This window comes from Acidaminococcus hominis (genome assembly GCF_022484025.1).
GTDB classification, from domain to species: Bacteria; Bacillota; Negativicutes; order Acidaminococcales; family Acidaminococcaceae; genus Acidaminococcus; species Acidaminococcus hominis.
Genome location: NZ_JAKVMG010000001.1, coordinates 1254789 through 1267640, shown reverse-complemented (window position 1 = coordinate 1267640; position 12852 = coordinate 1254789). Strand labels below are relative to the sequence as shown.

The 12852-nt window shown below is 51.8% G+C and carries 14 protein-coding genes; 12 read left to right on the top strand and 2 right to left on the bottom strand.

Going from position 1 to position 12852, the window contains the following annotated elements; translation table 11 throughout:
• Nucleotides 1-93 precede the first annotated feature (93 nt).
• From pth to LKE88_RS05565, 12 genes are all read left to right on the top strand, one after another.
• Complete coding sequence (pth, locus tag LKE88_RS05620; protein WP_105325964.1) at nt 94-675, top strand: aminoacyl-tRNA hydrolase; 582 nt, start codon at nt 94-96, stop codon at nt 673-675.
• Nucleotides 676-713: 38 nt separating this feature from the next.
• A complete protein-coding gene (galU, locus tag LKE88_RS05615; protein ID WP_105325963.1) occupies nt 714-1595 on the top strand; it encodes a UTP--glucose-1-phosphate uridylyltransferase GalU in 882 nt (293 codons plus the stop codon).
• 317 nt (nt 1596-1912) lie between these two features.
• Entirely contained in the window at nt 1913-2674 is a 762-nt protein-coding gene (locus tag LKE88_RS05610) for a helix-turn-helix domain-containing protein (RefSeq protein WP_105325742.1), read from the top strand.
• The gene (locus LKE88_RS05605) at nt 2671-3588 is read left to right on the top strand and encodes an IS3 family transposase (RefSeq protein ID WP_338076938.1); all 918 of its coding nucleotides are present in this window, start codon (nt 2671-2673) and stop codon (nt 3586-3588) included. The genes LKE88_RS05610 and LKE88_RS05605 overlap by 4 nt, the downstream gene beginning before the upstream one ends.
• 287 nt (nt 3589-3875) lie before the next feature.
• Complete coding sequence (locus tag LKE88_RS05600; RefSeq protein WP_105327087.1) at nt 3876-4580, top strand: DUF542 domain-containing protein; 705 nt, start codon at nt 3876-3878, stop codon at nt 4578-4580.
• 121 nt (nt 4581-4701) lie between these two features.
• Nucleotides 4702-5472 carry an SDR family NAD(P)-dependent oxidoreductase gene (locus tag LKE88_RS05595; protein ID WP_105327088.1) on the top strand — a complete coding sequence of 257 codons (771 nt, stop codon included), beginning with the start codon at nt 4702-4704 and terminating at the stop codon, nt 5470-5472.
• 460 nt (nt 5473-5932) lie between these two features.
• Nucleotides 5933-6931 (top strand): uroporphyrinogen decarboxylase family protein, encoded by a 999-nt coding sequence (locus LKE88_RS05590; protein ID WP_105327089.1) that lies wholly within the window; start codon nt 5933-5935, stop codon nt 6929-6931.
• 25 nt (nt 6932-6956) lie between these two features.
• Nucleotides 6957-7823 (top strand): transporter substrate-binding domain-containing protein, encoded by an 867-nt coding sequence (locus LKE88_RS05585; protein ID WP_105327090.1) that lies wholly within the window; start codon nt 6957-6959, stop codon nt 7821-7823.
• Nucleotides 7824-7927: 104 nt separating this feature from the next.
• Nucleotides 7928-8716: an amino acid ABC transporter permease gene (locus LKE88_RS05580; RefSeq protein WP_105327091.1), complete on the top strand. Its 789-nt coding sequence runs from the start codon at nt 7928-7930 to the stop codon at nt 8714-8716.
• 12 nt (nt 8717-8728) lie between these two features.
• On the top strand, nt 8729-9433 hold the full coding sequence (locus LKE88_RS05575; protein WP_105327092.1) for an amino acid ABC transporter permease: 705 nt from the start codon (nt 8729-8731) through the stop codon (nt 9431-9433).
• A 16-nt stretch (nt 9434-9449) separates the two neighbouring features.
• The gene (locus tag LKE88_RS05570) at nt 9450-10199 is read left to right on the top strand and encodes an amino acid ABC transporter ATP-binding protein (RefSeq protein ID WP_105327093.1); all 750 of its coding nucleotides are present in this window, start codon (nt 9450-9452) and stop codon (nt 10197-10199) included.
• Nucleotides 10200-10470: 271 nt separating this feature from the next.
• The gene (locus LKE88_RS05565) at nt 10471-11880 is read left to right on the top strand and encodes a cation:dicarboxylate symporter family transporter (protein WP_105327094.1); all 1410 of its coding nucleotides are present in this window, start codon (nt 10471-10473) and stop codon (nt 11878-11880) included.
• A 59-nt stretch (nt 11881-11939) separates the two neighbouring features.
• Here LKE88_RS05565 and LKE88_RS05560 read toward each other — a convergent pair whose 3' ends face one another.
• Complete coding sequence (locus LKE88_RS05560) at nt 11940-12542, bottom strand: nitroreductase family protein (RefSeq protein WP_105327095.1); 603 nt, start codon at nt 12540-12542, stop codon at nt 11940-11942.
• A 39-nt stretch (nt 12543-12581) separates the two neighbouring features.
• Complete coding sequence (locus LKE88_RS05555) at nt 12582-12809, bottom strand: tautomerase family protein (protein ID WP_105327096.1); 228 nt, start codon at nt 12807-12809, stop codon at nt 12582-12584.
• Nucleotides 12810-12852 lie beyond the last annotated feature (43 nt).

Below are 12852 nucleotides of genomic sequence, written 5' to 3'. Positions count from 1 at the left end.
CAGTAGTATCAAAGAAGGCTGCCTAAGCGCAGCCTTCTTTTCGTCAGTGCCCCTAAGAAATAGGGGAAAAGTATGATTGAGGAGTTAGAAAATATGAAGTTAGTGGTTGCCTTAGGCAATATCGGCAAGGAATATGAGGGGACCCGGCACAACATCGGATTTATGACCGCGGATGTGCTGGCGGACCGGTGGAAGGAACAAAGCGGCTGGCGGAAGGCGGACAACGCCTTTTACCTGGAACGGCGAATGCCGGAAAAATGCTTTCTCATCAAGCCCACCACCTACATGAACAGCAGCGGGGCTGCGGTTGCGGATTTTGCTAATTTCTACCATATTGCGCCGGAAGACATTTTGGTGGTCCAGGACGATATGGACCTGCCGGTGGGCACCCTGCGGATTCGCCGGAAAGGGTCTTCCGGGGGCCACAATGGACTGAAGTCCATTGAACGGGCCATCGGCAGTCAGGCCTATCCCAGAATCAAGGTGGGCATCGGCCACCCGGTGCACCAGGAGCAGGCGGTGATATCCCATGTTCTTCACCCTTTCCAGGGGGAAGACAAGGCCAAAATCCAGGAAGCGGTGAAAGCAGCTGCTGACGCCGTGGAAAAGTGGCTGGCCGGGGCGGAAATCAGCGACCTGATGCAGGAATTCAACAAGAAGGCAGCGAAAGAGTAAAGCAGCAGACAGCCTAAAGTTTGGAGAGGAGCAGCAGCATGCAGAAAATTCGTAAGGCAGTGATTCCGGCAGCAGGCTTCGGGACCCGGTTTTTACCGGAAACCAAGGCCATGCCCAAAGAAATGCTTCCCATTGTGGATAAACCCACCATCCAGTACATTGTGGAAGAAATCCGCAGCAGCGGCATTGACCAGATCTTGATTATTTCCGGCCATGCCAAGCGGGCCATTGAAGACCATTTCGATTCTTCCCCGGAACTGGAGCAGCATTTGTACGAAAGCGGCAAGGTGAACCTGCTGAAGGAAATCCGGAAGATTTCCGACATCAAGATCCACTACGTGCGGCAAAAGTATATGCGGGGCTTGGGGGACGCCATTTTGTGCGCCAAGGATTTTATTGACGGCGAACCCTTTGGGGTTATCCTGGGAGATGATATTGTCTATACCGGGGACAAGGAGCCGGCCCTGCGCCAGCTAATGGATCAGTACGACAAGACCGGAGGTACGGTGATCGGCTGCCAGACGGTGCAGCCGGAACAGGTATCTTCCTACGGCATCATTGACGGGCTGGCCACCGATGACCCCAACCTGCTGAAGGTGCGGGATATGGTGGAAAAACCCAGTGTGGAGGAGGCACCCAGCCGCTTTGCTGCCCTGGGCCGCTACGTGATTACCCCGGATGTGTTTGAGATTCTGGAGCAGACCCAGCCCGGGAAGGGAGGAGAAATCCAACTGACGGATGCCCTGCGGGTCATGGCCCATAACGAGGCTGTCTATGCCTACAATTTCCAGGGTCAGCGGTACGATACCGGGGACAAACTGGGGTATCTGAAGGCTACGGTGGAATTTGCCCTGCGCCGGGAGGATTTGGGTCCGGCCTTTAAGGAATATCTGCTGGGCCTATTGCAGGATAAGAAATAGGCGTACAGAAGTACAGCTGCTCTGAATGCATAAAATTCGCTTGTGGACGGGAAATACTGTTTGGCATAGACGCAGGTGTAGCTGTGCTCTCAAAAATGGTTATAAGCGAAATTTGGGCGGAATAGCCCTATAGAAAATTGGAAGGGGCTGTGAAAAAGTTAAACTTCCTCAGTCAGCCATGCTGGCTGACAGCTCCTTCACGCTTGAAGGAGCCATTCGTACCCGTAAGGTTTCCAGTGTTTATCAATACTAGCACTATAGTTCAGACATTAGTTGACTAGCAGTGGGCTAGTATGCCTCCGTCAAGCTGGTATGCTATGAATAAAGTAGACTGGCATATAGTTAAACCTCCTGGATTCGTTGAAAGGAGAGTATGTAAAATGTCTATATCGAAAGTCAGTGCAGAGGATAAATTAAAGGCTGTCAAAGCTGTTCTTGCTCATGAAGAATCACCAATGGTTTCTGCAAAAAGGTTAGGGGTTCACTGGAAAGCAGTACAGTATTGGGTAGATGAATATATAGGAAATGGTCCTGAGGTATTTAACAAAAGACAGGTTAAAAGTTATTCTGCTGATCTTAAGATCCAATGCGTAGAGGAATATCTTAAGGGCGAAACGACTATGTCCCAGCTGGTACAAAAATACGGATTAAAAAGTTCTCGTCAAATCAGAGACTGGTTAAAGAAGTATAATAGTCATGAGGAACTAAAAAGTTCGGGTACTGGAGGTGCCAAGATCATGACTAAAGCTAGACAAACGACCTTTGACGAGCGCGTTGAAATCGTAAAATACTGCATTGAAAACGGGAATGCTTACCATGAAACCGCTGAAAAGTTTAAGGTTTCCTACCAGCAAGTCAGAAATTACGTCTTAAAATATAATAAGTACAATACCGAAGGACTCATAGATGGGCGCGGACACAGGAAGCCAGTAGAAGTCCCTGAAGAAGCCCCTACAGAATATGAGTGTATGAAAGCTGAACTCAAACTGGCTAATGCAAAACTCAAAGCCAAGGATATGGAGATTGATTTCCTAAAAAAACTCGATATTGTGGAAAGGAGGCGGGATTCACACAAATAAGATATGGAGCCATTTATGAAGCCATTAAAGAACTGCACGCTGAAAAGAATTACCCTATTCTTGGCCTGTGCAAATTGGGAAAAGTGTCCCGGGCCGGCTACTACAAATGGCTTCATAGAGAGCCTTCAGCACGCGAAATTGACGACAAGGAAATTGCTAAAAGAATAGAAGAGATATACAAGGCTGACCCAGCTAAAGGGTACAGACGAATAGCTGATGACTTACGAGCCCCAAATAAGAAGATCTATCCTGACACGAAACCAATAGCAATTGGTGACGGTCGCGTTCTTCATCTTTGTCGAGTGATAAATATAAAGTCTACGATTAAATATGCCCCTAAGGGCTGCACCCAGCGTGCAATAGATCCTGCATACATTGCAGAAAATATCTTGAATAGGGAATTTAAAGCCGATGCCCCTAACCAGAAATGGTGTACTGACGTCTCAGAATTTCACTACTATGAGGGGGTAGTTGTGCATAAGGTATATCTGAGCGCGATTATTGACCTGTATGACAGACGAATTGTTTTCTATGTGATAAGCAACCGGAACGATAAAAATTTGGTATTCAATACCTTCAATAAGGCATTGTTGAAAAACCCTGGCGCGCATCCCCTGTTTCACTCTGACCGGGGATTCCAATACACCTGCAGGGATTTCCGCAAGATGATTCTAGATGCTGGTATGACGCAGAGTATGTCACGGATAGGAAAATGCATTGATAATGGCCCGATGGAAGGCTTCTGGGGCATGCTGAAAAGAGAACGGTACTATACTCGTGACTTCGACAGCCGTAAAGCTTTGGTAACGATGATTAATAACTACATGGAGTATTACAACAGTGGCCGTTTGCAGCGGAATTTGGGCCGTTTGACCCCTATGCAAAAACATAATAGCTACCAAATGGCGGCGTAGAGGTTTATATTATTAGGAACTGTCTACTTGACGGGGAGCACACCAAGCGTGAAGGAGGTGGGGCCCGGAGGGCCTCAGAGGAAGTTTAAATGTTCGGATATAGTTGTAACAAATGAACGCTAAAGAAGGGGCTGTGGAAAAATGAAAGCTCATTTTTTCACAGCCTTTTTTTGCTAGGAAAGATTTCTGCTGAAATGTTGTAATTCCAACGGACCGGGCAAGAAAAATGGGGTATGATACAGCTAACAAGGCAGCGGGAACGAAGCCGCTGCAGGGGAGGCATTCTTATGATTACGAAAAACAACACTTTTGCGGAAGTGGTACGGCAATATCCACAAACCATCGGGCTTTTCAACGAACTGCATCTGGACTACTGCTGCGGCGGGGATCATACCCTGGAACAGGGCGTAGCGGGAAAGGACGTGAATTTGGAGGACCTTTTGGCAAAACTCAACGCAGCAGCCCAAAAGGTGCCGGCCAAGGAAACGGGAGCTGCGGCTTCCCTGGACGCCTTTAAGGAACTGTCCATTCCGGAAATGCTGGACAGCCTGGAACAGACCCACCACGTAACGGAACGGGAAATGATGGGCCAGGCAGAGGAGCTGTTAAACAAAATTCTCATCGTCCATTATCCCCATCACGGAGAGCTGCTGACCCAGCTGCATCACCTGTACTGCGCTTTGAAGGCGGAGCTGGAAGAACATTTTGCCAAAGAAGAACGGCTGGTGTTCCCGCTGCTGCGGCAGCAGCCCCAGCCGGACGCCCAGACCCTGGCCTATGTGAAAAAACTGGAAGAGGAACATAGCGCAGCCGGGGACCTGATCAAGGAAATCCAAAAGCTGACGGAAAACTTTACGCTGCCGGCAGATGCCTGCATCACTTTCGAACGGACCTATAAGACTCTTGAAGCCCTGTTCGATGATATTTTCATCCACATTTTCAAGGAAAATTCCATCCTGTTCCCGGAATACGAGGAACAAGCCCAGAAATAAACTGCATAGAAAGAGCGGGACTGGCTGAGTTCAGTTCCGCTTTTTTATGACCCGAAGCCGGCAGAAACACCTTTGCCAGTCTGTTAGCTTTCTGATAGACTATAGCCAAGGAGATGATCTTATGGATCTAGGACTGACAGATAAAGTAGCGGTCATTACCGGGGGTACGGCGGGCATCGGCCTGGCCACGGCCAAGCAGTTCCTGGCGGAAGGCTGCCAGGTAGCCATTTGCGGGCGCCGGCAGGAAACCCTGGACAAGGCACTGGCCCAGCTGGGGCCCTGGGCCTTTGGCATCCCGGCAGATGTGACCATTGAAGCGCAGGTCTATGCCTTTGCCAAAGCGGTAAAGCAGCATTTTGGACATATAGACGTATGGGTGAACAATGTAGGAGCCTCCTTTGCCCGGGAGGAGGAATGGTACACGGTTGAGGAGATTGACCGGCATTATGAGGTGAATTTCAAGTCCATGGTTATGGGCTGCCAAACCGCGGTGCCGTATCTGGAAAAACAGGGGGGCGTTATTGTGAACGTGGCTTCCCTGGCGGCCCGCTGTGCCACCAGCGGCCGGGCTACCCTGTACGGGGCCATGAAGGCAGCGGTGGTCAATTATACCAATACCTTTGCCGGAGAAGTGGCCAGCCGGGGAATCCGCGTGGTCTCCATACTGCCGGGATTTACCCTGACGCCCTTGGTGGAAGCTACCATTTCCCCGGGAGAACTGGAAAAGCAGGTGAAGCAGTGCCTGCTGCGCCGGGCTGCCAAGCCGGAAGAAATTGCGGCTCCCATTGTGTTTGCCGCCAGCAGCAAAGCCAGCTACATGACGGGTACCGCAGTGGAAATTTCCGGGGGTCGGGCTGTGACGCTGAATCCTGGTTATTCCTACGGGGAATAAGCAAAAAATAAATTCCAACAAAATGCTAGGAAAAAATTTAGCGGCCAAATGACTTTTTTTGAAATAAACGCTTGACAAGTTGATATTCCTAGCGTACTATATTGCTAAACATTGTAAATACGGAAAACGCGAAGATCGGAATAAGTACACATATAAGGCCCATACAGAGAGCGGGAATCACCGGCTGAGAGTTCCTGCCGCAAGCCAAGTATGTTGGAATGCCTCCGTGAGCGGGCGGGCGAATTAGATAGTAGCCTTGCACGGATGTCCCCACGTTAGCGGGTTAGAGTTGCAGCGAAGTTTGCTGTAAGCAGAGTGGAACCACGGACCACCGTCTCTGTATAGAGACGGTGTTTTTTTGTACCCTTTTTCCGGGAAAATCTGCGATTTTGCGCTACCGTACTACCTGTAAAACCTAGTATTTTACTAGAGATTATTTCACTTCGGGGAGGATTTTAAAATGACTCAAAGCAAAAAAGAATTGGTGTTTGCAGCAATGGACAACAAACCGGTGGACCGGGTTCCTTCTGGTTTCTGGTTCCATTTCCTTCAGGACGAAATCCACTCCGATTCCTTCCAGCATCCGGAACTGTTTGAACAGCTGTATGCGGGAGAAACCCGTTACATCGATACGGTGCAGCCGGATTTCGTGAAGATTATGACCGATGGGTTCTTCCCTTACGAAAACCCTACGGCCTTCGGTCTGGAAACGGTGGAAGATTTCAAGCACATTGTGCCTTTGAAGGACGATGATCCTTGGTTTACGGTCCAAATCGGGTACGCCAAGAAACTCAGCGAACGCTACGGCAAGGACATTCCGTTGTTCTACAATCTGTTCTGCGCCGGCACGACCCTGAAATTCATGCGCAAGGACATTTTTGCCGCCGACGCCTGGCTGTCCAAGCTGGTGCTGGAGGATCCGGCAGCGGTGAAGCAGGGCCTGGACGTAATCTCCGGGGATATTGCCAAACTGGCCAAACGGCTGATTACCGAAGGCGGCGTTACCGGCATCTACCTGAGCCTGCAGAACCTGTTGGGCGAAGGCATTAACGAAGCGATTTACCAACAGGTGCTGGCACCTGGTGAAAAAGCCATCCTGGCAGCCGCCAACAGCGTCAGCGACTACAACATCCTGCACATCTGCGGCTGGTCCGGACACCGGAACGATTTGACCTGGTATAAGGACTACGAGGTGAAAACCATCAACTGGGCCGCGGTAGTGGAAGGGGTGCCCTTGGAAGAAGGCCGGAAGATTTTCGGCGGCCGGGCTGCCCTGGGCGGCTTTGGCAACCTGGATAACGAAGTGCTGTACATCGGCACCAAGGAAGAAATTCAGGCAGAAACCAAACGGATTCTGGAAAAGGCCGGCAGAACCGGCATCATCCTGGGTGCCGACTGCACCGTGCCCCGGGATACCAATTGGGAACATTTCGCTTGGGTGCGGGAAGCAGCCAAATAACCAGCTAAAAAGGGGAGTATAGAAGATGAATCTGAAAAAACTCAGCAAAATCGTTTTGACGGCAGCTCTGACGGGCGTTCTGGCAGCAGGCCTGGCAGGCTGCGGCAAAAGTGACGATAAGGCGGCTGCAGGCGGCAGCGACAAAAAGAAAGTGGTGAATGTGGCCTTCACCAACTACTATGTACCCTATGACTTTGTCAACGACAAGGGCGAGCCCGATGGCTTTGAAGTGGCCGTGATGAAGGAAGTGGCCAAGAAGCTGCCCCAGTACGAATGGAAATTTACCGGTACCTCCGATGATGATCTGCTGATCGGGGTCGAATCCGGCAAGTACCAGGTAGGTACCAAGGGCATCTGGAAAACCGCAGCCCGGGAAAAGAAATACGTCTTCCCGAAAAACAACATTGGCGCCAGCGTCATTGGTCTGGTTATCCGGAAAGAAAACGCCAACGAAATCAAGGACATGGATTCCTTTGCCAAGTTCAGTGGCAAGCTGGTCCCCATCGCTCCCCAGGATGCCCGGTACTCCGTTATCGAGCAGTACAACAAGGAACATCCTGACAAGCAGATTCAGTTAAAACCCTCCGAAGCATTCCAGATTGCAGATGCCTACAGCTGGGTGCTGGAAGGCCGGTATGATGCTTACCTGGAAGTAGAGCTGAGCTACAAGAACAACATCGAAAAGGCGGATGCCCCGTACCATAAGTTTGCAGATTCCCTGACCTACCTGCGCTACAAAGGCATTCCCACCTATCCGCTGTTCAACAAGAAAGAACAGAAACTGGCAGATGAGTATGACAAGGCCGTGAAGGAACTGAAAGACGACGGCACTATTGATAAGCTGGAAAAACAGTATTTTGGCGAAAGCCTGTCCCAGTACCTGGGCAAATAAGCAAGCTTAATCCCGCATGGGCTTTGCAGGGCAAAGCCCATGCCTAACTTGGAAAGTGAGAACTTCCACTAGAGGGAAGTCAATTCATAAAGGAGGAATGCGCAGTGCAAACGAGAATTTTTGACCCTTCGGTGATCCTGTCCACCCTGCCGGAGCTGCTGTCCTATTTATCCGTAACTCTGCTGGTGGCTTTTGCCAGTGTGTTCTTCGGATCTGTTTTTGGAATGGTGCTGGCCAAGGCCAAGCTGGGTAACCACCGGCTGCTTAAAGGGCTGGCCCATGGGTACACCTATATCATGCGCTGCACCCCTTCCATTGTTCTCTTGTTCATTGTTTTCTATGGGCTGCCCAAGTTGGCAGAAGCTTTTACGGACCTGAACCTGCACGAGGTGAACCGGGCGGTCTACGCCATCATTACCTTTACCCTGCTGTTTGGGGCCTACATTTCGGAAGTGTTCCGGGCAGCCTATCAGGCCGTCCCCAAAGGGCAGTATGAAGCTGCTGTCAGCATTGGGCTGACGCCCTTCCAGGCTTTTCGCCAGGTAATGCTGCCCCAGGCGGCGGTGGTAGCCCTGCCCAACTTTGGCAATTCCCTGATCAATCTGATGAAGGAAGGGGCGCTGGCCTATACCATCGGTCTGATTGATATGCTGGGGAAAGCCAATCTGATTATTGCCCAGAACTTCGGGGCCTACGGGGTGGAAATCTATCTGGCGGCCATGCTGGTGTACTGGGGCCTGACCACGCTGGTGGGCCAAGGCTTTAACGTTCTGGAGGCTCATTTGAGCAAAGGCCAGGTGAGAACAAGACAAACGGCCAAGGTACGGGTACCGGTGCTGAACGGACCGTCCCTGGGTCTGATCAAAAAATTGCAGCGGCAGGCACTGCATTAAAGGAGGAGCACCATGGAACTGGATACAGCCTTTATGGCAGACACTTTTCTCAAAATCTGGAGCGGTATCGGCACGACCCTGGGGCTCACCGCCCTGTCCCTACTAATCGCCATTCCCTTTGCCTTCTACATGGCGCTTTTGCGGATTCGGGGGAATGTGCTGGGCAGCAGCCTGACCAAAGCCTACGTTTCCTTTGTCCGGGGAACGCCTATTGTACTGCAGATATTGTTGTTCTACAGCCTTTTGCCCAGTTTTTTGAACGTAGTGGTGAAAAGTTTGGGCCTGGACTTTAATGTATTTGAAAGCATTGACCCCTTCTGGTACGCCGTGATTATTTTTGCCTTAAACACCACGGCACTGCTCAGCGAAGTGTTCCGGTCGGCGCTGCTGAGCATTCCCCGGGGACAGCTGGAAGCCGGAGTGAGCATTGGCCTTAGCCCTTTCCAAACCTACCGGAAAATTATCATTCCCCAGGCTGCGGTGGTGGCCTTGCCGGCGGTGTGCAACATTACCGTGAATCTGATCAAGGGCACGTCCCTGGCCTTTCTCATGACCGTAAAAGATGTGCTGGCGGTGGGCAAGATTGCCGCTTCCTATGGGTACAATTATATTGAAGCGTACCTGGATGTTTTTGTTGTTTACCTGATTGTCTGCACTGTAGTGCAGCTGGCCTATAAATTGGCGGAAAACCGGATGGGTTCTTTCCGGGCCGCTTAAGAGGGGTGGAATCAAGATGCTGTTATCGATTCGAGATGTACGCAAAAGCTTTGGCGATTTGGACGTGCTGAAAAACGTTCATATGGATATCAATAAGGGAGATGTGGTGGTGATTTTGGGGCCCAGCGGCTCCGGCAAGACGACCTTTCTGCGCTGCCTGAACTTCCTGGAACGGGCGGATGCGGGAGAAATGGATTTTGCCGGTATGCATCTGGACCTGAACCGGGCTTCCCAAAAGGAAATTGCCGCTGTGCGGAAAAAGACAGCCTTTGTGTTTCAGGGCTACAACTTGTTTGCCAACAAGACGGTACTGGAAAATGTGACCCTGGGGCTCACCACCGGCCGGGGCATGGACAAAAAGGAAGCGGAAGAAATCGCCGTCCAGGCCCTTCAAAAGGTGGGGATGGGCGACCGGCTGGACTACTATCCTTCCCAGCTGTCCGGGGGTCAGCAGCAGCGGGTGGGCATTGCCCGGGCCATTGCGGTGAAACCCGACGTTATCCTTTTTGATGAACCTACCTCGGCCCTGGATCCGGAGCTGGTCGGGGAAGTTCTCAAGGTCATGAAGGACCTGGCAGACGAGGGAACCACCATGATTGTGGTAACCCACGAAATGAAGTTTGCCAAGGACGTAGCCACCCATGTTATCTTCATGGATGGGGGCGTGATTGTAGAAGAAGGCAGTTCCCAGGATATTTTTGAGCATCCCAAAGAAGAACGGACCCAGAAATTCCTTCACCGGGTGCTGTGCCATTCCTATAATTAACTCAGCGGCAAAGGCTGCCTCCAAAGCAGGGTGGTGCTTTGCTGCAAAAGCTGTTAGAATAACAGAAAGCAATAAAGAAATTTGTAAAATAACAAGCTGCGAGAGCGAAGGGCCTGCTGGGGAACGCAGGAAGGACCCTTAGCCCGCTGAGCCTCGGCCCAAACGGGTGCAGCAAGGGAGATGACCACGGACAAAACATGGCAGCACGGCAGCCGGTGAAACGGCTGGAAAGTAAATTACGAAAGCTTAGAGGAGCAAAAGGAGACGTATCATGAACATTCCATTTTTTGAGCAGTTTTTGATGATCAGCAGCCCGACTACCGTGGGCATTCTGGTCCTGTTTGTGGCCCTTTTGGGCGTGGTGTACTATTTGCAGCGGAAAAATACGGACTTTGGCACCCTGGTCATTGCCGGTACCCTTTTGGGGGCAGTGCTGGGACTGGTGGTCCAGGTGATTGCCGGATTCCCCACCGATCCTATGAAGGTGGCCTACGTAAAAGAAAGCACCAAGTGGTTCTCTTTGGTGGGCGGCGGCTTTATTGACCTGATTCGTATGTTGGTTATTCCCCTGGTGTTTATTTCCATTATTCATGTGATTCTTCATATGTCCCAGGGCGCCAATTTGAAGAAACTGGTAACTTCTACCTTGGGGGTAGCGCTCACCATGGTTTCCATTGCAGCCATTGTGGGCCTGACCCTGGGTTCTGTCACCCATCTGGGCCAGGGCATGAGCGCCGCCGAAGGGGCTTCCAAAATGCGTGAGGTAAAGCCGGTGGTGGATACCCTCCGGGCCCTGATTCCCAACAACCCGGTGAATGCCATGGCTACCACCAACGTAATTGCTGTGGTGGTATTTGCCGTAGTTATCGGCGGGATTGCCCGGCTGATCAAGACTACGGGCACAAACCAACTGGAATTGGTGACCAAGTTGTTTGATGAACTGCACCTGATTATTTCCTGGGCTGCGGACTTCATTATCGGTCTGATGCCCTACGGCGTGCTGGCCCTCCTGGCATCTACGCTGGCCCAGCGCGGGTTTGCAGCCATTCGGGATATGGGCCTTTTTATTGTCCTGATTTACGTGGGCGTGGCCATTATGCTGGTGGTACAGTCCCTGCTGCTGATGGCTTTTGGCCTGAACCCTGTGACCTATTTCAAGAAAGCCAAATCCGTACTGCTGCTGGCCTTTACTTCCCGCTCCAGTGTGGGGGCGCTGCCGGCTACCATCAATGCCCTGACGGAAAAATTGGGGGTTAACGATGCAACGGCCAACACGGTGGCCAGCTTTGGCACCACTGCCGGCATGCAGGGCTGCGCCGGTATTTTCCCGGCCCTGTGCATTGTGTACATTTCCAACGTGGCAGGCATCCAACTGGATATGACCATGTATGTGATGAGCGTCATCGTAGTGGCCCTGGGCTCCCTGGGGATTGCCGGGATTCCTGGTACCGCTACCATGTCCGCTTCCGTATCCCTGTCCGGAACGGGGCTGGGGGCCTACTTTGGAATGATCTCCCCGGTGCTGGCCGTTGATCCCATTGTGGATATGGGCCGGACCATGCTGAATGTCAGCGGCTCCATGACCAACGCCATTGTAGTGGACCGGCTGCTGGGCACCTTCAACAAGGAAGCCTTTGACGCGGAAGTGCCTGCGGCAAAAAGCAGCGAAGCTGACCGTTAAATAAAAGAAAGCGCCGAGAACCTGTATTTACAGGTTCCCGGCTTTTTTACGGGGTAAAACTAGAGAGTGGACCGGAAGGTAACCAGCTCTTCCAGCTTTTTCCGGGGCCGGGCTTTGGGAGCCTGGTCCGGATAGCCCAGGGCAACGGCGCCTACCAGCATGGCATCCGGCCGGCCTAGGGCGGTAAGCTCCGGATAGGCAAAGCAGGTGTTGCCTATCCACAGGGAGCCCAGGCCCAGCCGGGTGGCTTCCAGAATCAGGTTTTCCAGGGCGGCGCCAATGGACAGCAGGTCGCACTGCTCCTTAAAGCGGGCGTCAGCGCCAATTAGATCCGTCAGCTCAGCCGGGGCATTGGTGTTGTACACCAGGATGACCACCGGAGCCTGGCGCATGGTCATCAGGGTCATCCGGGCATCTGGCAGACCAAAGGCGGAACCAGGCAGAAAGTCGTGGTTCTGGCGTTCCCGGCGGATTCCCTGTTCCAATAGGGAGCAGGCCTGTTCCTTGGCAGAGTCCTCCAACACCACAAAGTGCCAGGGCTGGCGATTTTTCCCAGAAGGAGCCAGCTGGGCTGCCTTGAGTACGTCTAACAGCAGCTCCCGGGGTACGGGTTTAGCCTGGTATTTTCGGATGCTGCGGCGGGTTTCAATTTCAGGAATCATGGGGTCTTCTCCTTTTTGGCAATGTGATTTTCGGGCGGCTTAGTATTTCTTCACGCCGTCCAGCACCAGCATCTTATCCAGCTTGGTGTCAATTTCGGGTTCCCGGACTTTTTCGTTCCAGTCCTCCGGAGCTACTTCCTCCAGGGAAATATGGATGGCCTGGGGAGGGCAGCCCCAGATGTCCAGAATATCCTGGTAGATTTTATCCGCCAGTTTCTTTTCGGTTTCCGGATCTTTGGGATATACTTTCAAAGCAACGTAAGGCATGGCAATCTCCTTTCTTCGGTGAAACAGGGTAATAAAAAAGCGC

Excerpts from the sequence above, each read along its gene's own strand:
- pth (WP_105325964.1), top strand. The coding sequence starts at position 94 with ATGAAGTTAGTGGTTGCCTTAGGCAATATCGGCAAGGAATATGAGGGG.
- galU (WP_105325963.1), top strand. The coding sequence starts at position 714 with ATGCAGAAAATTCGTAAGGCAGTGATTCCGGCAGCAGGCTTCGGGACC.
- LKE88_RS05610 (WP_105325742.1), top strand. The coding sequence starts at position 1,913 with ATGAATAAAGTAGACTGGCATATAGTTAAACCTCCTGGATTCGTTGAA.
- LKE88_RS05600 (WP_105327087.1), top strand. The coding sequence starts at position 3,876 with ATGATTACGAAAAACAACACTTTTGCGGAAGTGGTACGGCAATATCCA.
- LKE88_RS05595 (WP_105327088.1), top strand. The coding sequence starts at position 4,702 with ATGGATCTAGGACTGACAGATAAAGTAGCGGTCATTACCGGGGGTACG.
- LKE88_RS05590 (WP_105327089.1), top strand. The coding sequence starts at position 5,933 with ATGACTCAAAGCAAAAAAGAATTGGTGTTTGCAGCAATGGACAACAAA.
- LKE88_RS05585 (WP_105327090.1), top strand. The coding sequence starts at position 6,957 with ATGAATCTGAAAAAACTCAGCAAAATCGTTTTGACGGCAGCTCTGACG.
- LKE88_RS05575 (WP_105327092.1), top strand. The coding sequence starts at position 8,729 with ATGGAACTGGATACAGCCTTTATGGCAGACACTTTTCTCAAAATCTGG.
- LKE88_RS05570 (WP_105327093.1), top strand. The coding sequence starts at position 9,450 with ATGCTGTTATCGATTCGAGATGTACGCAAAAGCTTTGGCGATTTGGAC.
- LKE88_RS05565 (WP_105327094.1), top strand. The coding sequence starts at position 10,471 with ATGAACATTCCATTTTTTGAGCAGTTTTTGATGATCAGCAGCCCGACT.
- LKE88_RS05560 (WP_105327095.1), bottom strand. The coding sequence starts at position 12,542 with ATGATTCCTGAAATTGAAACCCGCCGCAGCATCCGAAAATACCAGGCT.
- LKE88_RS05555 (WP_105327096.1), bottom strand. The coding sequence starts at position 12,809 with ATGCCTTACGTTGCTTTGAAAGTATATCCCAAAGATCCGGAAACCGAA.